The organism is Amycolatopsis camponoti, from assembly GCF_902497555.1.
GTDB lineage: Bacteria > Actinomycetota > Actinomycetes > Mycobacteriales > Pseudonocardiaceae > Amycolatopsis > Amycolatopsis camponoti.
This window is the reverse complement of the sequence record NZ_CABVGP010000003.1, coordinates 1,273,536-1,295,973: the sequence shown is the minus strand read 5'-3', so window position 1 is coordinate 1,295,973 and position 22,438 is coordinate 1,273,536. Positions and strand designations below refer to the sequence as shown.

Below are 22,438 nucleotides of genomic sequence, written 5' to 3'. Positions count from 1 at the left end.
GAAACCTCATGAATCTGTGCGAGCTGCCGCCTCAGTCGACGCCGTGCCGGACGTCTCAATGAGATCCACAGCATCGATCCGGAGAGCTTGCGCTAGCGCAAGCACGGTGAAGAACCCCGGTTCGACGGTGCGATGCCCCTCCAACGCGCGGACTGTGCCGATCGCCACCCCTGCAGCTTGAGCCAATTGCTGCTGGCTAAGGCCCAGGTCCTGGCGGGCCGCCTTCAGGATCGCGGCCAGACGCTCGGCCGGCAGGCGATAGCGGCTGGTCTCGCGACTGGCGCGATTCGGCACACGATCATGCTACTACTGTAGCGCTACTACTTTGACACTCTTGCGTACGCGGGCTACCGTAGAGATGTGGCGGGGCGACATCTGAAAGCGCTGATTACGGCGTATCGCGACAAGGACGACCTGGCGTTCCGTCGCGCCGCTCAAGCGATCATCGACGAGGAAGAGAGCAAGCACCACGTCGCGCTTGCCCGCGACCTGCGCCGCTTGCTAGCCAGCGGTTCCGGCCTGCAGATGCCCATCGCTGACGCACCGCTGCCGGAGCCCCCTCACGATCGCGACACCGACCTCCCGCTGGCTGATGTGCTCTCGGCTGACAGCATGCTCGACGATCTGGTGCTCTCTCCGTCGCTGGGCGCGCGTCTCGCGGAGTTGACACACGAGGTGCCAGCCTGGCCGCTGCTGGACGCCGCCGGAGTTCCTCGCCGACGATCTCTGTTGCTCTACGGTCCGCCAGGGTGCGGCAAGACCAGCATCGCCGCCGCGTTGGCCGGCCAGCTGGATTGGCCCCTCGTCACAGTCCGGACCGAGAGCGTGGTGTCCAGTTATCTTGGGGAAACCGCCAGCAACCTCAGCCGGGTGTTCGACTTCGCGCACTCCGGTGCGTACGTGATGCTGTTCGACGAGTTCGACAGCCTGGGCAAGCTGCGGGACGACCCGGCCGACCACGGCGAACTGCGCCGTGTCGTCAACGCCGTGCTGCAGCTGATCGACCGGTACACCGGCCCGTCGCTGCTGGTGGCCGCTACCAACCACCAGCAGGTCCTGGACCCGGCCCTGTGGCGCCGGTTCAGCGAGGTTCTCGAGGTGCCCCTGCCGACAGCCGAGCAGCGGCACATCCTGCTTGAACGCGTCTTGGCCGGCCGCATGCAGCCGGGTACGGATCTGGACCCCGTGGTGCAGGATCTGGACCGCTTTCCTCATGCCGCGGTGGAGCAGGCCGGACATGACGCTTTGCGGCTGGCCATCCTCGACGGCCGCGACGTCGTGACCGCCTCCGACCTGGGCGAAGCCCTGGTACGGACGCTGTCACGTCCGTGGGTGTGAGCACTGCTCTCTTTACGATTCGTTCACTTTGTCGCGTTATGCGCGCAGTTGGTAGCAGAATGCGGTTATGGCTGATCATCTGCCGCTGCCGCCCGGACGGCCCTTGAGCAGTCGCCGACGACGAGGGGGACCTTCAGAAGATCGAGAAGTCAAACGGGGGGCCCACGCCACCGGCTTACGAGGTCAGCTGCGAGACGTCGAAACGACCGCACTGGGCCAGATGGAAGCGGATGCCGACGTCGAAGAGCTGGACACCCGCATCGTGTTGAAGCTGCGGGGAGCCACACGGCTGAAGACTGGGCCGTTCCGCGGCTTGGGCCTGACGGAACTCGGTGAAGGCGCCGGCTGGACCTATGCGGTACTCAGTACCCGCGAGTCACGGAACCGGCTGGGTGAGGTCCTGCGGGAATATGGCGGCACCGACCCGGCAACCCCCATCGACTGGGACCATCCGCAAAGCTGGGCTGACCTGCTGGACACGATCGAGGACATCGCGCTCTACGGCCCGGACGACCGCTACGACCGCGAACTCGACACCCTGACCTTTGACCGCCGGGAGCTGCTCGATGTGGTGATGTGGCCGTCGCCCGGCCCCGCCGACGCTCAAACCCGAGTAGCCGCGATCGAGAACCTCGTACGCGCCGCTTCGCGCGACGACAGCGCCATCCGGGTGGTCGCGATCGACCCGCGTCCCCAAACCACAGTCATCCGTGTGAGTGCCGACCGGGCACTGCTTGATCGGCTGCTGGCCGAGCCGTGGGTGGAGCGCGTGCGACCTCCGCTGCGACCGGAGGTCACCCTCGCTGACCTGGTCACCGCCACAATCACGGTGCCGTTGCCGACACCTGACGGCGAGCCGATCGGCATCGTCGATGGTCTCGCGGTCACCGCCAACCCTCTCCTGCACGGTGCGGTCACCGCCTCCAAAGGCTTTCCTGCAGGCCATGTCTACGGCGGTCCCGACGACCACGGCACCGGCGTCGCGGGGATGGCCGTGTGGGGTGACCTGGAATTTCTTGTCCGCCGGACACCCCCATCGCGGACACCACGCCCGGTCGTCAACGCCCGTGTACTCGAGTTCAACGGCAGAAACAACACTGTCGTCGGACAGCCTCACGTCACCATCGCCGAAGCCATCCGATGGCTCGTTGACGAGCACGGTGTCCGTGTCGTGTCCATCTCGATCAACCGCAACGAGCCGGCTGACGGACTGCTGCCCTCGGAGCTGACCACCACGCTCGACGAACTGGCCCGCGAACTCGACGTCGTCATCGTGGTCAGTACCGGCAACCGCCACACCGACGTTCCCGCCTCGGGATGGCTCCACGGCTACCCGGGCTACCTGGTCGACACCGACGCCGGCATCGCCGAACCCGCTGACGCGGCGTTGGCGGTCACCGTCGGCTCTCTGGCCCGCCGCGATGTCCCCGGCGGCGCCAGCACGTCGTCAATGATCGCCATTGCTCCGGCTGCCGGCCCGTCCCCGTTCACTCGCAGCGGTCCCACGCGGGGGAAGAATGCGACAGGCACCCTCAAACCGGAATTCGTCCACCACGGCGGCAACTGGGCCCACGACCACCAACTCAACCAACTCAGCCGCCGGGACCCCGGCATATCCGTGATCACCGCGATCCCGCCGCAAGGCGCCCGGTTCATCGGAGTGGACAACGGCACCAGCTACGCGGCGCCGGCGGTCGCACACGAAGTCGCCCGCATCGCCACCCGCTACCCCGACGCCTCCGCCAACCTGCTGCGTGCCCTGCTTGCCCTCTCTGCCCGAGTTCCGGAAAAATCGGCGGTCGCCGGCATCGACCCTCTCCGGACCTGCGGGTACGGCGTGCCGGACGCAGAGCGAATTCTCGAGTCCGGCGGCGCGAACGCCATCCTGACGATCGAAGCGACCATCACCACCAACTCTGTCGTCATCCACCGCGTTCCGGTCCCCTACGAGTTCGCCGAAGGCGCCAGTAAGCGGCTCTTCCGCGTCGCTTTGGCGTTCGACCCGCCGGTGCGGCGCAGCCGCCGCGAATACATCGCCGGCACCATGAGCGTCGAACTCGTCCGCGGCCTCGACGAAGCCGAGGTCGGACGGCACTACCGGCTCCAGCCCAGCGTGAGCCAAGTCAACGCCGACCCCACCGTGACACGCCTCGACCTCCCGAAAGGGCGGCTACGACCGCAACTGGCCCCTCCACCGTCGCGCGTCGCATCGAACACCCTGATCCGCCGCGACTTCGACCACAAAGCCTGGGATTCTGATGACGAGCACTACTTCCTCGTCGTCAGCCACGACCTGAGCCCCTGGACTGACAGACAGAAGAAGCAGTATCCAACCCAGCGTTACGCCCTCGCCGTACACATCGCCGACGAGGACCGCGCGAACCTCGACCTGCACAACCTCATACGCGTACAGCTGCGCACCCGGCTGCGCGCCGGCGGCAGCGGACGTCGGAGGTGACGGATCTGGAGTCGTCGGGCTGATTGCCGCCAAGGTGTAAGCGAACCTCTGCTCGCCCACCTACCCCGCTTCGGCAGCGTCCGCCTGACGACGCTCTTCCCAAGGGGGCTGTCTCACCAGGGTGGCGTCGCCGCTGTCTCCCAGCGACAGGAGCGTGTTCGGATCGTCCCACAGCAGAACGAGATTCCTGGTGAGGGCGCTGAGACCGGCGTCGCCCTCGAATCCCTTCAAACGTCAACGCCCTGGTACGCGCAAGCAACTTGGCCGCGCCATCGCCTACGGTGAGATCACCCACGAGATCGCGCATCTCGCCGGGCGAAGCGTGCGGGTGCCACAGCAGTGCAGGAATCCCGGCCCGCATCGCCGTGGCGAATGGGTCTATACCGGGGACTGGGACCTCGGGAACCGAGTAGCCGGCCAACACCAAGACGTTCCACCGGCCGTCACTGAGAATCGCATCGAGCCGATGCTGCTCCTGAAGGTCATCCGGTACAAGGAAGTAGAACCTATCGGGCGAGGGATCAACCTGAGCGACTCCCAGCGAATCCGCCACGCTCGGTGCCATTGCCTCGACCGCATCCGCTCCAGGGAACGCAAGGCGGTCCCGTAGTCCATGATCAGGAACCGACTTCGACCGACTCTCGCGGACGATTCGCAGGTTGCCGACCGGATCGAGCGCGCTCACAGTTCGATCTACCCAAACTGATCGAGAGGTGCGATATGGCGTCGAAGGGTGTTTTCAAGCGATGTGGGTGCCGGTGCCCGGCGACAGGGAAGCAGCTGGGTGCGCGTTGTCGCCGCTTGGCTGAGGAGGGGCACGGGTCGTGGTGGTTCGCGGTCGAGGGCCCCAAGCTGGTGGACGGGTCTCGTTCACGAGTGCGCCGGAGTGGCTACGCGTCGGAGGAGGCCGCGAAGGTCGCCCGGGAGCAGGTCGCAGCGACTAGCAAAAGCATCGGGCTGACGACCGGTCACTGGCTGGAACACTGGGTCCGCAGCGTCGCGCTACGTCCCAGTACACGCCGGACCTACCAGCAGCATATCGTCACGTACCTGACCCCCCAGCTGGGTGCACTACCGTTAGTGACGCTCAGCGACAGCGATGTGCAGACGGCGTTTACTGCGATCGTCGACGGAGTCGGGTCCCACTATGGGAGGCTGGGGCCATCGACCGTGGCGCGGATCCGCGCGACGTTGAGCTCCGCCCTGACGTCAGCGGTGGGTCAAGGACTGCTTGCACATAACCCTGCGCGAGGCCGGGAAATTGATCTCCCGAAAGCGGTGAGGCCACGACCGTACGTGTGGACCGACGAGCGGGTCGCGCGATGGCGGGCAACCGGATGGCGCCCGGGGCCGGTATGCGTGTGGACTCGAGAGCAGACGATCGAGTTCCTCAATGCCATCGCCGGACACAAGCGCTACCTGTACTACCACCTCGTGGCTGTCACCGGTCTTCGTCGCGGCGAAGCCGCCGCGTTACGCGAGGTCGACGTGGATCTACGACACCGCGAACTGTTCGTCGTCACCAGGCCGGATCCAGGTGAGCAGATAGACGATGATGGGAAGCTCAAGAGTCCTCACAGCGCACGTACGATCGCTCTTGATCATGTCACCATCGGCTTGCTGCGGCGCTACCTCACGAACCGCGCCACACTCCCCGCAGGACCAGGCGGCGAGCGCTACCTGTTCACCATTCCGACCGGGATGCCGTGCCGACGTGACTTGTTCACCCACGAGTTCGAGGACCTGCTGACCGGGCGCACGCAGCTGCCGCCGATCCGGCTGCACGATCTCCGTCACGGCGCAGCCTCGCTGTCCCTGGCCGCCGGCAACGACCTCAAGAGCGTCCAGGAGATGCTCGGACACGCTTCGATATCCTTCACCGCCGACTACTACATATCGCTCTACCCCAGCACCCGCCACCAAGCCGCCGAGAGGATCGGCGCATCCCTGTTCACGGCGTCACCCGGACGCGTGCACCGAGCCCGGCTCCCGCTCCACAACCGACGCGTGGCAGGCACTGCCACCCGATGCCTACACAGGCCAGCTGCTGCCACAAAAATCTGAACCTGAGGACCGAAAATCTGCGGGTTCGTCGCGTTCCGAGATGCGCAAAGTACCGTCTTGAGCTGCGGAAACGTGTCAGATCGGCGCTGCGGCGCAGCATCCGCGGTCTCCGATTGGGCTCCGTTGCTCACGTCGCGCTCAACCGTGCACCGATCCGGCACCGTCAACAACCTCCGGGACTCACATACGGACACACCACGCTCAGCGAGCACATATGCCGAGGTGACTTCGCCGAGGCGCGGATCGCCTGCACGCTACGACGGCATTTCCCAACAACAGCAACGAAAACATCACACTGGCGCCGGCTCAGACTTCGGCTACACATACACGCTGAGTTCAGCCGGACACCGTTCCAGCCACGCGAGCCCACGGGCTGGGGACTCACACCGGGCCACACGGACTTCTCAGCCTGCGCAAAGATCACAGATTACACTGTTTGCGCAGGTCATACGCATGATCGTAGTGGGCCGCCTGGGGCTCGAACCCAGAACCTACGGATTAAAAGTCCGCAGCTCTACCAATTGAGCTAACGGCCCGCGCCCCAAGTTTAGCCAGGGGGCTGTCACCCGCCTGCACACCGGGTCCGGCTGCGTGTCGCCGACTGCTGTGCACCTTCGCACCGGCTGCTTCTACGTCTGGATCTGACGCCGATCGCGGACGTCACCTGCGGTGGCTCCGACGCGCGGGGCCCGGCTGGACCCCGCGCGTCGTCAGCTCGTCAGCACTGCACGAACAGCCCGGTGTAGGCCGTGCACTTCTTCGACGCCGTGTCGTTCGCCGCGACTGGGTCGGCCGGGGCGCTCGCCGCTCGCTGGGCCGTCGCCGTGAACGCGCCCCATGCGAAGACGCCGCCCTCCGAGGTGAACTTCGCCGTGGCCGACGCGCCCGGGGCCAGGGTGCCGATCGCGCAGTTCACGTTCGCGCCCGAGCGGGTGCAGCCGGTCGCCGATGTCACCGAGCGACCCGAGCCGGCGGTGGCCGTCACACGGACGCCCGTCGCGGTGGCGGGGCCGCTGTTCGACACCGTGATCACGTAGTCGACGCGGGCGACCAGGCCGACTCGCGGGGTAGCGGTCAGCGCGACCTTCACGTCGGCCTTGGGGGCGGCCGTGATCGTGATGGCGGGGCCGTCTTCGACGCCGAACGCGTAGTTGTCGCCGGCGAACTGGTGCTGCAGCGTGAACTGGCCGCCGGTGACGTCTTCCTTCACGCGGAGGGTGAACGTCACGGTGCGGCTCTCGCCCGCGCCGAGGTCGCCGACGCCGCCGCGGTAGCTGCTGAGGTACTGGTCGCAGCCGATCGTGCCGGCGCAGGAAACCAGGTCCACCAGGTCGGTGATCGACTTTTCCTTGGTGTAGACCGCCGCTTTCGCGCCGGTGACGGTGAAGTCCGTCGGGTTGTACAGCTGCTCGGTGACCGTGAACGTGTCGCCGGCGCGGACCGACGTGTCGCTGACGTCGATCGAACTGGGGGCGGGCGCCGCGGACGCGACGGCGGGGGCCGCGAAGAGGGCCGCTGCTGTCAGCGCGGCCAGCACGGCGGTTCTTCGACCGGTTCGCTCCATGGTCGTGATCTCCTGATTCCGGACGAGAGGGTGCCGCTCCAACCAGGTGGGGACGGTGATCGCAGCAGCTGACGAAGATCAGATCGCCGCACCCCGCCATTCGTTACCGGGTTCGCGGAACCGTGGCTGAACTGGGGTTTCCCACCGTTGCCCGGCCACCCGCGCGAACCGAAATTGTCAGACCCCTGTGGCACGCTCCGCACATGACCGAACACACGGCCCCAGTGGCCGCCCCGAGCCGGCTGACCGGCGACCGGATCGACCCGACGCCGATCGCCGACGAGCGCCAGGCGCTGACCGAAAGCCTCGACTACTACCGGCGCACCTTCGAGCTGAAGTGCGAAGGTCTGGACCCCGGCCGATTATCCGAACGCTCGGTACCACCGTCGACGTTGACGCTGCACGGCCTGCTGCGGCACCTCACCGGTGTCGAACGCTGGTGGTTCCGGATCCAGTTCGCGGGTGAGGACGTCCCGAACCTGTACTACTCCGACGACGACCCGGAGCAGGACTTCACGGCGCTGGACGGTGATGTCGGCGAGGCTTTTTCCTTGTGGCACGCCGAATGTGCGCGTTCCCGGGAGATCGTCGCGGCGAGTTCGCTGGAGCAGACGGGGACGCGGATCAGCACCGGCGAACCGTTCACGTTGCGGTGGCTGATGCTGCGGATGATCGGCGAGTACGCGCGCCACATCGGGCAGGCCGACCTGGTCCGCGAGCGGATCGACGGCGCCACCGGCGAATGACGGCTCAGGCTCGCGCCGCCGGGCGGCGAAGCCGGAAGAGGAGGTTGCCCGCGAACGGAATAACGACCCAGCACGCGTAGGCCCAGTGCGTGAAGAAAGCGACCGGGATCGAGACGGCGAAGGCGGCGATCATCGCGCCGAGGCCGCGGCAGACCTCGCCGAAGAGCTCCGGCGGGGTGTCCGCGCGGTGGAGGTGGTGCCGCTGGATCTGTGAGTTGCAGGAGCCCCGCCGCGCACGGTGGTGACGAAGGGGAACAGACGGTGGTGGGCGCGCCAGTGCACGGCGATGACGATGAAGCTGATCAGAAAGGAGACGTATTCGGATTGATGATGCCCGAGTGAACGCAGCAGTTCGGCGTTGGTGGCGCCCTCCGGCAGCGGCAGCTCGAGCGCGAGCAGGGTGATCGCGATGGCGACGACGGCATCCGAGAAGAAGGTGAGGCGCTCGGCGGCGATGCCCCGGGCTTCGGAGCCAACGGTGTCCTCATCGGACGTGGCGCTACTCATGGCGGGTGAGCCTGCCAGATCGCGGCTGCGGGAAGGCAGCCGACGTCGGAGGCGTGCGATGCTGGCGCGATGACCGTCGACCCCGATTCCGGACTCCTGTCCCCGGTCCGGGCCGGTACGCCGGCCGAAGCTTCGACCGGCGACGAGGCCTGGTTGCGCGCGATGCTCGACGCCGAGGCTGCGCTCGCGAGAGCGCAGGCGCGGCTCGGGACGGTGCCGGCCGGAGCCGCGGACGCGATCACGGAGGCCGCAGACACGGCGCGGATCGACGTCGTCGAGCTGGCGCGCGGGTCACGGGCGACGGCGAACCCGGTCGTCGGGCTGGTCAAGGCGCTGACGTCGGCCGTCGGCGCGATCGCGCCCGAGGCTGCCGAGTACGTGCACCGCGGGTCGACCAGCCAGGACATCCTCGACACGGCGATGATGCTGGTCGCGGAGCGGACGCTGCGACCGTTGGCCGCCGACCTGGACGCCACGGCCGAGGCGCTGGCCGAGCTGGCGCGCGAGCACCGGGACACGACGATGCCCGGCCGCACGCTGACGGCGCACGCGGTGCCGACGACGTTCGGGCTCAAGGCCGCGGGCTGGCGGCAGCTGGTGCTGGACGCGGCCGTCCGGGTCCGGCGCGTGCTGGACGGCGGGCTGCCGGTGTCACTGGGTGGCGCGGCCGGGACGCTGGCGGCGTACCTCGAATACGCCCGTCTGGCGGACGCGGCTTCGCTGGAGCAGACGGGGCACCCCGGGCAAGAGGGCGCGCGGGAGCGGGAGAGGGCCGGAGAGCGGGAGGGCGGGGGCGGGGGCGGGGGCGGGGGCGGGGGCGGGGGCCAGGATCTCGCCGACGCTGCCGCCGAGGCCGGGGACCTCAGCACTGCCGCTGAGCCCGGACATCCCGACGCTGCCGTCTTGGCCGGACGGCCCGGCACAAGCCCCGACGGCGACCGCAGTGAGGTGTCCAGCCACGGCACCGACTACGCGGAACGCCTGACCGCCGCGTTCGCCGAGGAGACGGGGCTGGCCGCTCCCTTGCTTCCGTGGCACTCGCTGCGGACACCCGTCGTCGACCTCGCGGGCGCGCTCGCGTTCACCGCGGGCGCGCTGGGGAAGCTGGCCGTCGATGTCGCGACGCTCAGCCGGACCGAGCTCGGTGAGGTCGTCGAGCCGGCCGCCGAGGGGCGGGGCGGCTCCACCGCGATGCCGCACAAGCGGAACCCGGTGCTCGCGACGCTGATCCGTTCGGCCGCGCTGCAGGTGCCGGTGCTGGCCGCGGGCGTCACGCAGTCGATGCTGACCGAGGACGAGCGGTCGGCCGGGGTGTGGCATGCCGAGTGGCAGCTGATCCGTGAATGCCTCCGGCTGACCGGCGGTGCCGCGCACACGGCTGTCGAGCTGGCGCGTGGGCTCACCGCGCGGCCTGGGCGGATGCGGGCGAACGTCGCGTCGACGCACGGGCTGATCGTGTCCGAGCGGCTCTCCGCCGTGCTCGCGCCGCTGCTCGGCAAAGCCAAGGCCAAGGAACTGCTCGGCGAGGCGTCTCAGCGGGCGGTGCGCGATGACCGGCCGTTGCGGGAGGTGCTGGACGAGCTGCCCGCGATCACCGACGTCCTCACCCCGGCGGCGCTGGACGCTCTTCTCGACCCGTCCGCGTACACCGGCGCCGCGGCGACGCTGGTCGACCGCGCCCTCGGCGAGCCACGACCGGGCGGTGCTTCGGAGTAACGCCTGGCCGGGCCACCCTCCGACCAGGTGTGGGACTCCGGCGAAAATTCTTTGAACCGCCTTCGCCGAGTGTCCGTGTAGTGGGTATCAAGCAGCCGCACCGAGCGGCGGGAAACCCAACGGACACAAGGAGAACTTCCATGCTTCGCACGCGCATCGCCGTCTCCGTCGCCGCGGCGGCAGCCGGGCTGGCAGTGCTCACCGCTTGCTCGGGTGCCGAAACTGCTCAGCCGGTCATCGCCCCCGCTGCAGCGGGGGGCACCGGCGGCGGTCAGATCGCCAACGGGCAGGTCGGCAACGCCGCCCCCGCGTCGAACGAGTCGAAACTGGTCGTCGCGGACGTCGCCAGTGTCGGCCAGGTGATCACCGACCAGAACGGCATGACCCTCTACCGCTTCGACAAGGACACGGCCAAGCCGCCGAAGTCCAATTGCGACGGTGATTGCGCCAAGGCCTGGCCGCCGGTGCTGTCCACCGGCGACGTGCAGGTGCAGGGCATCGACAAGAGCCTCGTCGGGAAGGTGACGCGCTCCGACGGCACCGAGCAGATCACCGTCGGCGGGTGGGCGCTCTACCGCTACGCCAAGGACACCAAGGCCGGCGACGCGACCGGCCAGGGCGTCGGCGGCGCCTGGTACGCCGCCAACGCCAAGGGTGGGAAGGCCGGACAGGCCGCCAGTGAGGCCGGCGTCGTCAAGTTGAGCGCCAGCAACATCGACGGCCTCGGTGAGGCGATCGTCGACCAGAACGGAATGACCCTCTACCTGTTCCAGAAGGACACCAAGAAGGCCAAGACCTCCGCCTGCAACGGCGACTGCGCCAAGACCTGGCCGCCGGTTCTCTCGAACGGCAAGGTCGAACTGCAGGGCATCGACTCGAAGCTCCTCGGCAGCATCAAGCGCTCCGACGGCACCGAGCAGGTCACCATCGGCGGCTGGCCGGTCTACACCTTCGCGAAGGACCTGAAGCCGGGCGACGCGAACGGCATGGGCGTCAACGGCACCTGGTTCGTCATCGAGCCCAACGGGTGCAAGGTCGGCACCACCCCCAGCTCCACCGCCAACCAGGCTCCGGCTGACAGTGGAACCGGGAGCAGCAGCAACTCCGGCTCGGGTGGCACCACCTACTGAGTCATCACGAACTTCTAGTGGGCGAGGCCCGGCGGACGCTCTTCACGAGCGACCTCCGGGCCTCGCTCGTCGTGGTGGCGGCGCAGGAACGAACGGCGCCGCGGCTGCTCGGCGTCCGAAGCCGAAGCCGGGATAGTGTCCGTGCGGTCGGTGTCCGTGACGCGGTCGGTGCGCTGCTCGACGACGGTCGGCTCGTCGGCCACCTCCTCCTCGGGGACGAGGATGGTGCGGCGGGCGGGCAGGACGGCGATCAGCAGACCGAGCGCGGCGACGCCGAGGTGCAGCCAGGTGTCGGCGCGGCCCATGTCCATCGGGTTGCCGGCGTTGGCGAACGGGTTGGTCGAGATGAGGCCGTCGATCATCAGGCCCCACACGAAGAGGGCGCCGTAGAAGATGAAGAGCAGCCAGCCGAACGTCCGGGCGCGGCCCGAGCCGAACGCCAGCAGCAGCCCGACGACGCCGGTTACGACGCGGACCAGGCTCATGAGCGGGTTCCCGGAGAACCTCCAGAATCCGGCGTCGTGGTGGCCGGCGAAGTTCCCGACGCCCGTCCTCGTGAACCCGATGATGCCGACGATGAGGAACGCGATCCCGGCCAGTCCGGCCAGCACCTGCGCCGGCTGCAGGCCGCGAACCCGGATGCGTGCGCCTTTCGCGTGATTCATGACTCCAGTCCTTCCCAGAGTGTGGTGACGATCGTCACCGCACACAGGTACCCCGCGAACACAGTGCGCGAAACGACGGCGCTTGCCCGCAGCGCCCCGGAGCGTTCCCGGATCCGAGTCGATCCGAGAGCTATCCCACAAACTCACCCGATCCGGGGAACGCCGGGGTGCGTTCCCGGCAATCCGGATCATGCGCAAGCTGAGCGGCATCTTCCTGGTGGGACTGTGCGTGGGGGCGATCGGCGCGGTGGCTGTCACGATCAGTCATGGTGCGGTTCAGCCGCCTAGGGCGATCGCCGTCACAGAAGTGGTGACAACGATGTCGGAATCGCCGTCCGTGCCCGGTTCGACGCCCACGCCGACGCCGTCACCCAAGCTGACGCCGAAGCCCGCGACCAAGCCCGAGTCCAAGGTGGACGCCGGCGAGCTGGACCGGATGGTGGCCGGGGGCGAAGTCAGCGCCGTCGTGGTCGACCGGCAGGCCGGGAAGACGCTCGTTTCGGTGCACGCGGACCGCGCTTACACGTCGGCGTCACTCGTGAAGCTGCTGATCGCCTTGGCCGTGCTCGATCGGGGCGGTCCCGCTCCGCAGGTGCAGAAGATGCTGTCGCGCAGCGACGACGACCTCGCGAGCCAGTTCTGGTCGGCCTACGGCGGGCCGTCGATCGTGACGGGGTGGGCCAAGAAGATCGGCCTCACCGGCACCCGCGCGCCCGCGGACCCGGGGCGGTGGGGCGACACGCTGATCACGGCGAAGGACGTCGCGCGGATCTACCAGTACGTCGCGGCGCACGCGCCCGGCACGATCCTCGCCGCGCTGCGGGCCGCGACCGAGCGGGGTTCGGACGGCTTCCGCCAGTACTTCGGCATCCCGGACGCCGCGGGCGACCGGCCGTGGGCGGTGAAGCAGGGCTGGTCCTGCTGCCGGCCGACGCGGATGCTGCACACCTCGGGCCTGGTCGGCGAGGACGGCCGCTACATCGTGGTGGTGCTGAGCGAGCACCCGGCTTCGGTCGACTACGCGACCGCCTCGAAGCGGGTGACGCAGGTGGTCTCGGCCCTGCTGGGGTGAGCAACCCCGCGGCGGACGGTGGGACGGGGTAGCGGGCGGGCTCGGCCTCCGGCACCGCAGACGGACCGCGGCGGGCTCAGCCCGGGGACCGGGGACCGGGGACCGGGGACCGGGGACCGGGGACGGACCGCAGCAGGCTCAGCCCGCGGCACCGAGGGCAGGGTCGCGGCGGGCTCGGCCCGCGGCAGGCTAAGCCCGGGGCACCGAGGACGGACCGCGGCGGGCAAGCCCGCGGCACCGAGGACAGGGTCGCGTCGGCTACGCCCGGGACACCGAGGACAGGGTCGAGGCGGCTACGCCCGGGACACCAAGAAGAGAGTCGCGGCGGCTAAGCCCGACTCACCGCAAGCGAGATCGCGACAGGTCCAACCCGGCCACGGCGGGTCGGGAATCCTTGGGGCGCTACTGATCCGTGTCCGCCAGCGCGCCGTGTGCGCCGGAGTGCGGCAGGGGCCACGGGAGCACCCCTCCGGTGGTCTCGACCTGTCGCCCCGCTGGGGCCGGGGCCAGGGTGTGCGCGCCGATCCAATTCAGGATGTCCGGGATCTGGGACTTGAACGTGTTCATGTTGTGGCCCGCGTCCGGGATGCGCCACGACGAAAACTGCAGCGGGGGCCGGGCTGCCGCGCGGATCTGGTCGATTGCGAAGCTCTCGTACTTCTCCTTGTCGCCCGAGATCGCCAGGATTTCGACCGGGGACGGGTGGAGCCGGACGTTCACGCGGACGTTGTTCGCGTCGTTGATGTCCTGGCGGCCGTGGAACAGGTCCTCGGTCTCCGCGTCGACCTGGGCCTTGTCGTAGCCGCTGACGCTGACCGCCTGGCCGTACCACTGCGGGTGGCGCGTCACCAGGTTCATCGCGCAGTAGCCGCCGGACGACCAGCCCGCCATCGTCCACGCGCGGCGGTCCGGCGAGACGCCGAGCTTCTGCTGGGCCCAGTCGCGCAGGTCGGCCGTGAGGTACGTGTCGTTCGCCGTTCCGTTGACCTCGTCGACGCATTCCGTGTCGTGGCCGACCTTCGGGACGCCCGTCGGGTCGGGGACGATCACCACCGTCGGCGGGAGCGCTTTCCGCGCGATCGCCGCGTCGAGCTGCTGGGGCATGCCGTAGACGGGGAAGACCTCGGGGCCGGACGGGTAGTTCGGGATCCACTCGATCGCCGGGAACCGCAGTTCCTTGTACGCCGCGTCGAAGTACTGCGGGGGCAGGTAGACCGTGACGTCGCGGGTCAGCTTGGTGCGCCGGCCCGTCACCTTCATGTGGACGACCGTTCCCTTGCCCTCGTGGGCGTGCGCCACGCCGGTGTCGCGCAGCTTCTCGAGGTCCTCGCCGTTCTGCGACGCTTCCGCGTCGGTGCCCTGGCCGGCGTACACACCGGTGCCGAGCAGCGATCCGACGGTCGGGAAGAACCCGCCGATCATGTTGCCCGCCATGCCGGTCGTGAGCACGAGCAGCACGACCGCGAGCAGTACCGTGGCGCTGCGCCACAGCCGCTTGCGCTTCCAGCGGTCCCAGAACCACGGGACCGCGATGATCGCGAGCAGCGTCAGCACGACCACCACGATCATGTTGACCGGCGAATCCAGCCGGATGCTGCTCAGGTTCATGGGATCGGTCCTTCCGGGCGGGCAGTGAATGCGCACCCGGAACCCCCCGGACTCGCGTATATATCACGTTTGAGCAGGCATGCACGTTGCGACCTTGTGAGTTGCGTCATAAGGCCGCAACGTGCGGCGTACTCAGCGTTTTCTCAGTTATTTCTCCAAAGCGCGGGTCAGGACGGTGATGGCCTGCGTGATCGCGGCCTCAGCCGCGTGCGTCTCGCGGAGCGCGTTGACCATCACGAAGTCGTGGATGATCCCCTGGTACCGCACGGCCGTGACGGGCACGCCGGCCTGACGCAGCTTCGCCGCGTACGCCTCGCCTTCGTCGCGGAGCACGTCCGCCTCGCCGGTGATCACGAGTGCCGGCGGGAGCCCGGCCAGCTCGTCGAGCGACGCGCGCAGCGGGGACGCGGTGATCTCCGCTCGCTGCGCGGGATCCGTCGTGTACTGGTCCCAGAACCACTTCATGCCTTCGCGGCCGAGGAAGTAGCCCTCGGCGAACTTCGTGTACGACTCGGTGTCGAAGTTCGCGTCGGTGACCGGGTAGAAGAGCACCTGCTGGCGGAAGGTGACGTCGCCGCGCTGCTTCGCGAGCAGCGTCAGGGCCGCCGTCATGTTCCCGCCGACGGAGTCGCCCGCGATCGCGATGCGCGAGGTGTCCAGCCCCTGCGAAGCGCCGTGCGAAGCGACCCACTTCGCCACGGCGTAGCTCTGCTCGATGGCGACCGGGTAGCGCGCCTCCGGTGAGCGGTCGTACTCGGGGAACACGACGGCCGCGCCGACGCCGGCGGCCAGCTCGCGCACCAGGCGCTGGTGGGTGTGGAAGTCGCCGAAGACCCAGCCGGCGCCGTGGATGTAGAGGATCACCGGAAGAGGGCCGGAAACGCCGGCCGGGCGCACGATCCGGGTCTCGACCTCGCCGGTCGGGCCGCCGGGGACCTTGAGCACCTCGACCGACGCGTCGGCCATGGCGACCTCGCCGTCCTGGACGCCGTCGACGGCCTTGCGTCCTTCCTCCGGCGGCAGCTGGAACAGGTACGGCGGCTGGTCGGTGGCCTCGGCGAAGGCCTGCGCGGCCGGCTCCAGGGCGAGGTTGTGCGGGTTGGCGGTCATGTCGTCCTCCTCGGTTCGAGCTGATGTCATCAAAGTAGCTCCCAACTGAGTTGTGCACAACTTAATGACGCTCAATGAGATACAGGGCACTTAAGTTGCCGCGCAGCGCACTCTCGGGGACCATGGAGAGTTACGAGAGAGGAGGACGCCATGGCGTCTCTGCGGCTGGACGACCAGCTCTGCTTCGGGCTGTACTCGGCGTCGCGCGCGGTGACGTCGCTGTATCGGGTCGTCCTGGAAGACCTCGACCTGACCTATCCCCAGTACCTCGTCATGCTGGCGCTCTGGGAGAAGGACCACCGCCTGGTGAAGGAGCTCGGCGCCGAACTGAACCTCGATTCGGGCACGCTTTCGCCGCTCCTCAAGCGGTTGCAGACCGCGGGCCTGGTGATCCGGAACCGGCAGGCCGACGACGAACGGTCGGTCCGCGTCAGCCTGAGCGAGACCGGACAGGCGCTGCGCGAGAAGGCGGCGGGCATCCCCGACGTGATCGGCGCGGCGATGAGCCTGGACGAAGCCGGGGTGGCCCGGATGCGGGCCGAGCTGGACCGGCTGACAGAGTCGGTGAACGCCTACCGGGAGGCCATGGCACCGGCATGATCAACCACGACGACGCGCTCAAGGCCGTCGAGAGCAGTCTCGACCGGCCGTCCGCCGCGCGGATCTACGACTACTTCATCGGCGGGAACACGAACTACGCGATCGACCGCGCGTTCGCCGAGAAGGTGCGTGCCCGGCTGCCACTCATGGGCGAGTACTGCCTGACGAGCCGCCAGTTCCTCGGCCGCGCGGTCCGCGAATGCGTGCGCGCCGGCATCCGGCAGTTCGTCGACATCGGCTCGGGCCTGCCGACCGCGGGCAACGTCCACGAGGTAGCCGACGAAGAGTGCGAAGAGCTCGACACGCGCGTGCTCTACATCGACAACGAACCGATCGCCCTCGCGCATTCGACGCTGCTGCTCGCCGACACCGCCGACCCGGAGCGCCACCACGCCATCGCCGCGGACTTCCTTCAGCCCGAGGACCTCTGGGACCGGGTGACGGCTTCGGACGTCATCGACGTGCGCGAGCCGGTCGCCCTGGTGATCAATGCCGTCATGCACTTCATCAAGGACGAGCAGCGCCCCGACGAGCTGCTCGCGTACTACCGCGACCGGCTGCCCGCCGGCTCCCTGCTGGTGCTCTCGCAGATGACCAACGAGAACCCGGTCAACGACGACGAGCGGCAGGCGCTGGTCGACCTGCTCGAGTACTACGAAACCACGACGAACCCGGGTTTCCTGCGCCCCATGGCGGAGTTCGAACGCTTCTTCGGCGGCTGGCCGATGCTCGAGCCGGGCCTGGTCTACGCGCCGGCGTGGCACCCGGACGAGCAGACGGTGTTCGCCGGCTCGCCGTCGGAGTCGCGGGTGATCGGCGGCGTCGCGCGCAAGCCTTGACCCACCTGGCTTGACGCACTCGCGCCGACACCCTGGTGAAGGAGCCGGCGACCGGGCAGCGCGCCGCTCCTGCTCTACCTGGCCGTGTCGCTCGGCGCGCAGCGGCTCGTCGTCCAGTCCCGGGCCACCCGGCTACGAGGCCTCGCGTAGGCCTTCGAGCACGTCGAGGACCGCGTCCTTGCCGAGCTCCACGGCCTTGCGCAGCACCTCCGGGTCGCGCTCCAGCACCGCCACGTCGGGCGATCCCACCGGCGGCCGGATGCTCAGGATCCGCGGGTCGGAGGCCAGGACGTCCTCGTCCTCGACGTCGCGCCGGAAGGTGTCGCGCCACGCGGGAATCGCGCCCGGGGCCTGGCGGCGCAGGAAGCGCGGCACCACGACGTCGTACGCCCGCGGCGGGGGCAGCGGCAGCTCGTCCGCGCGGCGCGTCCGCAGCACCAGGACGTCCGTGGCGCCCTGGTCCAACGCCGTCCGGTACGGGATCGGCTCGGCGACGCCGGCGTCGACGAACCGGCGGCCGGCCATCGGGATCGGCGGGCCGGCCAGCACCGGCATGCAGGACGACGCCGCGAGGGCGACCTTGACCGCGTCGACGTCGTCGAGAAAGGGGTGCAGGTCGGTCGACTCCCCCGTGTCCGCGTCGGTGGCCAGCGGGTGGAACGTCACCGGGTTGGCCAGGATCGCCGGGAAGTCCATCGGCTCCAGCACCGAATAGACCTGGTGGACGAGGTATTCGAGGTCGATCACCGCACGGCCGCGCAGGGTGTGCAGCGGGTTGATGATCCGGCGCATGACGACCGGGTTCCACCAGGTCCGCACGCCCGTCGACGAGCACCCGCTGAGCAGCCAGGCGCCGTTCAGCGCGCCGGCCGACGAGCCGTAGACGGCGTCGAACACGGGGACGGCGCCCAGTTCGTCCAGCGCCAGGGCCATGCCGCTCGAGTAGGTGCCGCGGCTGCTGCCGCCTTCGATGGCGAGCGCGAGGCGCCTGCCGTCGGTGCGTTCGCCCGGGACACTGCCCGTCGCCAGTCGTTCGGAGATCAGTTCGAGTACCGGGTGCACTCTCTCCATCCTCGTCGTTTCGCGCGAGTAGTCGACCCGATTTATCCCCCTCAAGGGGTGAAGTGATGCGCGCCTCGTTGCACTGCAACTCGTTGCATAGGACCCTCGGACGATGGCACTGGAGCACGCGATCCTCGTCTCGCTGTCCGAGCGCGCCGGCTCGGGCTACGAGCTCACGCGCCGGTTCGAGAAGTCGATCGGGCTGTTCTGGAGCGCCACCCACCAGCAGATCTACCGTGTGCTGAAGCGGATGGAAGAGGCCGGCTGGGTCGCGGTCGACGTCGTCGCGCAGTCGGGACGGCCGGACAAAAAGGTCTACACGGTCAGCGACAGCGGACGGGCCGAACTGGCCCGCTGGCTGGCCGAGCCCGATCCGGGCGCAGGGCCGGTCGAACTCGCCGTGAAGATCCGCGGCGCGACCTTCGGCGACCCCGGAGCCGTCGCCGAGGAGATCGTCCGGCACCGCTCGGCCCACGCCGGACGGCTCGACGTCTACCGCCAGATCGAGAAGCGCGACTTCCCCGCGCCGGCCGCGCTGACCGGCCGGCACCTGCACCAGTACCTGGTCCTGCGCGGCGGCATCCGCGTCGAAGAGGGCCAGGTCGAGTGGTTCGACGAAGTGCTCGCCGCCCTCCACCACGAGAAGGACTCCTGATGAGCCCGTACCCGAACCTGCTCTCACCCCTGGATCTCGGCTTCACGACGCTGCGCAACCGCGTCCTGATGGGGTCGATGCACACCGGTCTCGAGGACAAGGCCGCGCACTTCCCCGAGCTGGCCGAGTACTACGCCGAACGCGCCCGCGGCGGGGTCGGCCTGATCGTCACCGGCGGTTTCGCGCCGAACAAGACCGGCTGGCTGCTGCCGCTCGCCTCCAAGCTGACGACGTCCGCCGAAGCGCGGCAACACCGGCAGCTCACCGCGCCGGTGCACGAGGCCGGCGGGAAGATCGCGCTGCAGGTCCTGCACGCGGGCCGGTACGCCTACCACCCGCTGAGCGTGTCCGCGTCGAGCATCAAGGCGCCGATCAACCCGTTCCGGCCGCGCGCCCTCACCAATCACGGCGTCAAGCAGCAGATCAACGCCTTCGCGAACTGCGCCGCTCTCGCGCGCGAAGCGGGCTACGACGGCGTCGAGATCATGGGCTCCGAGGGCTACCTGATCAACCAGTTCCTGGCCGAGCGCACCAACAAGCGCACGGACGCCTGGGGCGGCACGCCGGAGAAACGCCGCCGGTTCGCCGTCGAGATCGTCAAGCGCATCAGGGAAAAGGCCGGCGACGACTTCATCATCATCTACCGGCTCTCCATGCTCGACCTCGTTCCGGGCGGCCAGCGCTGGGAAGACGTCGTCGCGCTCGCTCAAGAAGTCGAGTCGGCCGGCGCGACGATCATCAACACCGGCATCGGCTGGCACGAGGCCCGGGTGCCGACGATCGTGACGTCGGTGCCGCGCGCCGCGTTCACCTGGGTCACCGGGAAGCTCAAGCCACACGTCGGGATCCCGGTGGTCACGTCGAACCGGATCAACATGCCGCAGGTCGCCGAGGAGGCGCTGAGCAACGGCGACGCCGATCTCGTGTCGATGGCGCGGCCGTTCCTCGCCGACCCGGAGTGGATCCGCAAGGCCGAGACGGGCCGCGAGGACGAGATCAACACCTGCATCGCCTGCAACCAGGCGTGCCTCGACCACGCTTTCAAGCGCAAGCTCGTGTCCTGCATGGTCAACCCGCGCGCCGGTCACGAAACCACGCTGACCCTCGCCCCGACGCGGCGGTCGAAGCACGTCGCCGTCGTCGGCGCCGGTCCCGCCGGCCTGTCGACGGCGACCGCGCTGGCCGAACGCGGGCACAGCGTCGAGCTGTTCGAAGCCGACGACGAGATCGGCGGCCAGTTCGGCATCGCGCGGAAGATCCCCGGCAAGGAGGAGTTCGCCGAGACGATCCGCTACTACCGGCGGCGCGTCGCGGTGACCGGCGTGAAGCTGCACCTCGGCACCCGCGTGACCGCCGGCGACCTCACCGGCTTCGACGAGGTCGTGCTGGCCACCGGCGTCGCGCCGCGCGTGCCGTCGCTGCCCGGGATCGATCACCCGAAGGTGCTCTCCTACGTCGACGTCGTCCGCCACGGGAAGCCGGTCGGCGAGCGGGTCGCCGTGATCGGGGCCGGCGGGATCGGCGTCGACGTCAGCGAGTTCCTCACGCACACCGGTTCGCCGGCGCTCGACCTTGACGCGTGGATGGCCGAGTGGGGTGTCACCGATCCGGAACAGGCGGCGGGCGGGCTCACCGAACGCAGGCCCGAGCCGTCGCCGCGGCAGGTGTTCCTGCTGCAGCGCAAGAAGTCCGGGATCGGTTCCGGGCTCGGCAAGACGTCGGGCTGGGTGCACCGGGCGGCACTCAAGGCGAAGCGCGTCGAGCAGATCACCGGCGTGACGTACGAGCGGATCGACGACGACGGGCTGCACATCACCGTCGACGGCAAGCCGCGGCTGCTGGAAGTCGACACCGTCGTCGTCTGCGCCGGTCAGGAACCCGTGCGGGATCTCGCGGACGCACTGCGTGCCGCCGGGCTTCCCGTGCACCTCATCGGGGGTGCCGACGTCGCCGCGGAACTCGACGCGAAACGCGCGATCGACCAGGGAACGAGGCTCGCCGCGACGCTGTAGCCCCGGATGCGTCCGGCACACTCTCTTTTCGGGGGTCCGGGTGGCGGAGCCCCCGGCTCGGGGCGGAGCCCCGGTTGTTACTGGCAGGATGGGCCCCGTGCGAGACGTATGCGTGATCGGGCTCGGGCTGATCGGCGGTTCGCTGCTGCGCGCGGTGGCCGCCAGCGGCCGCACGGCGTTCGGCGCCGCGGTTTCCGAAGTGGACGCCGACGCGGCCAGCAGAGCGGGTTACGACGTCACGACGGACGTCGAAGCCGCCCTGCACCGCGCCGACTCCGAAGACGCGATGGTGGTGCTGGCCGCGCCGCTCACCGCGGTCGAGGACCTGCTGCGCCTGGTTTCCCAGCACGCGTCGCACTGCCTGCTCACCGACGTGACCAGCGTGAAAGCGCCGGTGCTGGACGCCGTCCGCCGTCGCGTGCCGTACACGCGGTTCGTCGGCGGGCACCCGATGGCGGGGACGTCGAACTCGGGCTGGCTGGCCGGCGACGCCGCGCTGTTCCAGGGGGCGGCGTGGGTGGTCGGCGTCGAGGACGACACCGACCTCGACGCCTGGTCCGAGGTCACCCGGCTCGTGCTGGACATCGGCGCGCACGTCGTCCCGCTGCCCGCCGAATCGCACGACGAAGCCGTCGCCCGGATCTCGCACCTGCCGCACCTGCTGGCGGCCATCCTCGCCACGATCGGCGCCGAGGGCGGGCCGCTGGCCATGTCGCTGGCGGCCGGGTCGTACCGCGACGGGACGCGTGTCGCGGGGTCGAACCCGCAGCTCGTGCGCGCGATGACCGAAGGCAACCGGGACGCGCTGCTGCCGATCGTCGACGAAGCCCTCGGCCGGCTCGGCGCCGCGCGCGGTTCGCTCGCGTCGACCGGCGGCCTGGCGGCGACGATCAACGCCGGGTACGAAGGCGCGCAAGCGCTTGCGGCCAGCCTGGACGCCGAGCGCGCGGGCGTCCGGATCAGCCTTTCGGCGCCGGACGCCCGGCAGGGTCTCATCGCGCTCGGCGAACGCGGCGGCCGGATCACCGGCCTCGCGGACGGGATCGCGACCGGCGAAGTCCAGTAACTACTGGGCCGGCGGGGCGTCCGGCTTGTCGTCGAACTTGTCGAGGAAGCTCTTCGCCTTCTCGATGCCGCTGTCGATCTGCTCGTCGTGCCCGGAGAACTTCGACTTCGCGAAGTCACCCGCCTTGTCGAGGCCGTCCTCGATCTTGTCGCCGTGCTCCCGCAGGGCCTCTTCGGCCTTGCCCTTCAACGCATCGAAGTCGATTCCCATGACGGTATTGAACAGC

The 22,438-nt window shown here is 69.2% G+C and carries 21 protein-coding genes and 1 tRNA gene; 12 read left to right on the top strand and 10 right to left on the bottom strand.

What is annotated here, in order from left to right:
* Window positions 1-6 precede the first annotated feature (6 nt).
* Window positions 7-294: a helix-turn-helix domain-containing protein gene (locus AA23TX_RS42675; protein WP_155548610.1), complete on the bottom strand. Its 288-nt coding sequence runs from the start codon at window positions 292-294 to the stop codon at window positions 7-9.
* 66 nt (window positions 295-360) lie between these two features.
* Between AA23TX_RS42675 and AA23TX_RS42670 the strand changes: the two genes are divergently transcribed.
* The 3 genes from AA23TX_RS42670 (at window position 361) to AA23TX_RS49830 (ending at window position 5,860) form a co-directional block, all read left to right on the top strand.
* Entirely contained in the window at window positions 361-1,338 is a 978-nt protein-coding gene (locus tag AA23TX_RS42670) for an AAA family ATPase (protein ID WP_155548609.1), read from the top strand.
* Between the two features lie 220 nt (window positions 1,339-1,558).
* Entirely contained in the window at window positions 1,559-3,796 is a 2,238-nt protein-coding gene (locus AA23TX_RS42665; protein WP_196425841.1) for a S8 family peptidase, read from the top strand.
* Between the two features lie 1,296 nt (window positions 3,797-5,092).
* Window positions 5,093-5,860, top strand: a complete 768-nt coding sequence (locus AA23TX_RS49830; protein ID WP_196425840.1) for a site-specific integrase — start codon at window positions 5,093-5,095, stop codon at window positions 5,858-5,860.
* Between the two features lie 463 nt (window positions 5,861-6,323).
* Here the strand turns inward: AA23TX_RS49830 and AA23TX_RS42655 are convergent.
* Window positions 6,324-6,396, bottom strand: a tRNA-Lys gene (locus tag AA23TX_RS42655).
* Window positions 6,397-6,578: 182 nt separating this feature from the next.
* Complete coding sequence (locus tag AA23TX_RS42650) at window positions 6,579-7,424, bottom strand: COG1361 family protein (RefSeq protein ID WP_196425839.1); 846 nt, start codon at window positions 7,422-7,424, stop codon at window positions 6,579-6,581.
* A gap of 203 nt (window positions 7,425-7,627) precedes the next feature.
* Between AA23TX_RS42650 and AA23TX_RS42645 the strand changes: the two genes are divergently transcribed.
* A complete protein-coding gene (locus AA23TX_RS42645; protein ID WP_155548606.1) occupies window positions 7,628-8,170 on the top strand; it encodes a DinB family protein in 543 nt (180 codons plus the stop codon).
* Between the two features lie 4 nt (window positions 8,171-8,174).
* On the opposite strand, the gene AA23TX_RS50860 is transcribed toward AA23TX_RS42645, so the two are convergent.
* Complete coding sequence (locus AA23TX_RS50860) at window positions 8,175-8,303, bottom strand: hypothetical protein (RefSeq protein ID WP_277875471.1); 129 nt, start codon at window positions 8,301-8,303, stop codon at window positions 8,175-8,177.
* Complete coding sequence (locus tag AA23TX_RS42640) at window positions 8,300-8,677, bottom strand: TMEM175 family protein (RefSeq protein WP_230863056.1); 378 nt, start codon at window positions 8,675-8,677, stop codon at window positions 8,300-8,302. Before AA23TX_RS42640 ends, AA23TX_RS50860 begins: the two co-directional genes overlap by 4 nt.
* A 69-nt stretch (window positions 8,678-8,746) precedes the next feature.
* On the opposite strand from AA23TX_RS42640, the gene AA23TX_RS42635 reads away from it, so the two are divergent.
* On the top strand, window positions 8,747-10,393 hold the full coding sequence (locus AA23TX_RS42635; RefSeq protein WP_196425838.1) for a lyase family protein: 1,647 nt from the start codon (window positions 8,747-8,749) through the stop codon (window positions 10,391-10,393).
* A gap of 140 nt (window positions 10,394-10,533) precedes the next feature.
* Complete coding sequence (locus AA23TX_RS42630) at window positions 10,534-11,523, top strand: SCO0930 family lipoprotein (protein ID WP_155548604.1); 990 nt, start codon at window positions 10,534-10,536, stop codon at window positions 11,521-11,523.
* A 14-nt stretch (window positions 11,524-11,537) separates the two neighbouring features.
* Here AA23TX_RS42630 and AA23TX_RS42625 read toward each other — a convergent pair whose 3' ends face one another.
* The gene (locus AA23TX_RS42625) at window positions 11,538-12,188 is read right to left on the bottom strand and encodes a DUF4383 domain-containing protein (RefSeq protein WP_155548603.1); all 651 of its coding nucleotides are present in this window, start codon (window positions 12,186-12,188) and stop codon (window positions 11,538-11,540) included.
* A gap of 319 nt (window positions 12,189-12,507) precedes the next feature.
* Here AA23TX_RS42625 and AA23TX_RS42620 point away from each other — a divergent pair, with 319 nt between their 5' ends.
* Window positions 12,508-13,260, top strand: coding sequence for a serine hydrolase (locus AA23TX_RS42620; RefSeq protein ID WP_338422545.1), 753 nt, complete (start codon window positions 12,508-12,510; stop codon window positions 13,258-13,260).
* 402 nt (window positions 13,261-13,662) lie between these two features.
* Here AA23TX_RS42620 and AA23TX_RS42615 read toward each other — a convergent pair whose 3' ends face one another.
* Together AA23TX_RS42615 and AA23TX_RS42610 are read right to left on the bottom strand one after the other, a co-directional pair.
* Window positions 13,663-14,868, bottom strand: coding sequence for an alpha/beta hydrolase (locus AA23TX_RS42615; protein WP_155548601.1), 1,206 nt, complete (start codon window positions 14,866-14,868; stop codon window positions 13,663-13,665).
* A gap of 147 nt (window positions 14,869-15,015) precedes the next feature.
* Window positions 15,016-15,978: an alpha/beta hydrolase gene (locus AA23TX_RS42610; RefSeq protein WP_155548600.1), complete on the bottom strand. Its 963-nt coding sequence runs from the start codon at window positions 15,976-15,978 to the stop codon at window positions 15,016-15,018.
* Window positions 15,979-16,128: 150 nt separating this feature from the next.
* Between AA23TX_RS42610 and AA23TX_RS42605 the strand changes: the two genes are divergently transcribed.
* Together AA23TX_RS42605 and AA23TX_RS42600 are read left to right on the top strand one after the other, a co-directional pair.
* Window positions 16,129-16,578: a MarR family winged helix-turn-helix transcriptional regulator gene (locus AA23TX_RS42605; protein ID WP_155548599.1), complete on the top strand. Its 450-nt coding sequence runs from the start codon at window positions 16,129-16,131 to the stop codon at window positions 16,576-16,578.
* Window positions 16,575-17,417 carry an SAM-dependent methyltransferase gene (locus AA23TX_RS42600; RefSeq protein WP_155548598.1) on the top strand — a complete coding sequence of 281 codons (843 nt, stop codon included), beginning with the start codon at window positions 16,575-16,577 and terminating at the stop codon, window positions 17,415-17,417. The genes AA23TX_RS42605 and AA23TX_RS42600 overlap by 4 nt, the downstream gene beginning before the upstream one ends.
* Window positions 17,418-17,549: 132 nt before the next feature.
* On the opposite strand, the gene AA23TX_RS42595 is transcribed toward AA23TX_RS42600, so the two are convergent.
* The gene (locus AA23TX_RS42595; RefSeq protein WP_230863055.1) at window positions 17,550-18,488 is read right to left on the bottom strand and encodes a patatin-like phospholipase family protein; all 939 of its coding nucleotides are present in this window, start codon (window positions 18,486-18,488) and stop codon (window positions 17,550-17,552) included.
* A gap of 103 nt (window positions 18,489-18,591) precedes the next feature.
* Here AA23TX_RS42595 and AA23TX_RS42590 point away from each other — a divergent pair, with 103 nt between their 5' ends.
* From AA23TX_RS42590 to AA23TX_RS42580, 3 genes are all read left to right on the top strand, one after another.
* The gene (locus tag AA23TX_RS42590) at window positions 18,592-19,134 is read left to right on the top strand and encodes a PadR family transcriptional regulator (protein ID WP_155548596.1); all 543 of its coding nucleotides are present in this window, start codon (window positions 18,592-18,594) and stop codon (window positions 19,132-19,134) included.
* Complete coding sequence (locus tag AA23TX_RS42585) at window positions 19,134-21,146, top strand: NADPH-dependent 2,4-dienoyl-CoA reductase (protein ID WP_155548595.1); 2,013 nt, start codon at window positions 19,134-19,136, stop codon at window positions 21,144-21,146. Before AA23TX_RS42590 ends, AA23TX_RS42585 begins: the two co-directional genes overlap by 1 nt.
* A gap of 112 nt (window positions 21,147-21,258) precedes the next feature.
* Complete coding sequence (locus AA23TX_RS42580; RefSeq protein WP_155549434.1) at window positions 21,259-22,212, top strand: prephenate dehydrogenase; 954 nt, start codon at window positions 21,259-21,261, stop codon at window positions 22,210-22,212.
* Here the strand turns inward: AA23TX_RS42580 and AA23TX_RS42575 are convergent, their stop codons facing one another.
* Window positions 22,213-22,422, bottom strand: a complete 210-nt coding sequence (locus AA23TX_RS42575) for an antitoxin (protein ID WP_155548594.1) — start codon at window positions 22,420-22,422, stop codon at window positions 22,213-22,215. It abuts the gene before it with no gap.
* Window positions 22,423-22,438 lie beyond the last annotated feature (16 nt).

Bases quoted from the DNA above. Each gene is read 5' to 3' on its own strand.
- AA23TX_RS42640 (WP_230863056.1), bottom strand. From the start codon at position 8,677: ATGAGTAGCGCCACGTCCGATGAGGACACCGTTGGCTCCGAAGCCCGG.
- AA23TX_RS42665 (WP_196425841.1), top strand. From the start codon at position 1,559: ATGGAAGCGGATGCCGACGTCGAAGAGCTGGACACCCGCATCGTGTTG.
- AA23TX_RS42575 (WP_155548594.1), bottom strand. From the start codon at position 22,422: ATGGGAATCGACTTCGATGCGTTGAAGGGCAAGGCCGAAGAGGCCCTG.
- AA23TX_RS42645 (WP_155548606.1), top strand. From the start codon at position 7,628: ATGACCGAACACACGGCCCCAGTGGCCGCCCCGAGCCGGCTGACCGGC.
- AA23TX_RS42610 (WP_155548600.1), bottom strand. From the start codon at position 15,978: ATGACCGCCAACCCGCACAACCTCGCCCTGGAGCCGGCCGCGCAGGCC.
- AA23TX_RS42650 (WP_196425839.1), bottom strand. From the start codon at position 7,424: ATGGAGCGAACCGGTCGAAGAACCGCCGTGCTGGCCGCGCTGACAGCA.
- AA23TX_RS50860 (WP_277875471.1), bottom strand. From the start codon at position 8,303: ATGATCGCCGCCTTCGCCGTCTCGATCCCGGTCGCTTTCTTCACGCAC.
- AA23TX_RS42590 (WP_155548596.1), top strand. From the start codon at position 18,592: ATGGCACTGGAGCACGCGATCCTCGTCTCGCTGTCCGAGCGCGCCGGC.
- AA23TX_RS42630 (WP_155548604.1), top strand. From the start codon at position 10,534: ATGCTTCGCACGCGCATCGCCGTCTCCGTCGCCGCGGCGGCAGCCGGG.
- AA23TX_RS42600 (WP_155548598.1), top strand. From the start codon at position 16,575: ATGATCAACCACGACGACGCGCTCAAGGCCGTCGAGAGCAGTCTCGAC.
- AA23TX_RS42605 (WP_155548599.1), top strand. From the start codon at position 16,129: ATGGCGTCTCTGCGGCTGGACGACCAGCTCTGCTTCGGGCTGTACTCG.
- AA23TX_RS42595 (WP_230863055.1), bottom strand. From the start codon at position 18,488: ATGGAGAGAGTGCACCCGGTACTCGAACTGATCTCCGAACGACTGGCG.
- AA23TX_RS42620 (WP_338422545.1), top strand. From the start codon at position 12,508: ATGTCGGAATCGCCGTCCGTGCCCGGTTCGACGCCCACGCCGACGCCG.
- AA23TX_RS42615 (WP_155548601.1), bottom strand. From the start codon at position 14,868: ATGAACCTGAGCAGCATCCGGCTGGATTCGCCGGTCAACATGATCGTG.
- AA23TX_RS42625 (WP_155548603.1), bottom strand. From the start codon at position 12,188: ATGAATCACGCGAAAGGCGCACGCATCCGGGTTCGCGGCCTGCAGCCG.
- AA23TX_RS42635 (WP_196425838.1), top strand. From the start codon at position 8,747: ATGACCGTCGACCCCGATTCCGGACTCCTGTCCCCGGTCCGGGCCGGT.
- AA23TX_RS42585 (WP_155548595.1), top strand. From the start codon at position 19,134: ATGAGCCCGTACCCGAACCTGCTCTCACCCCTGGATCTCGGCTTCACG.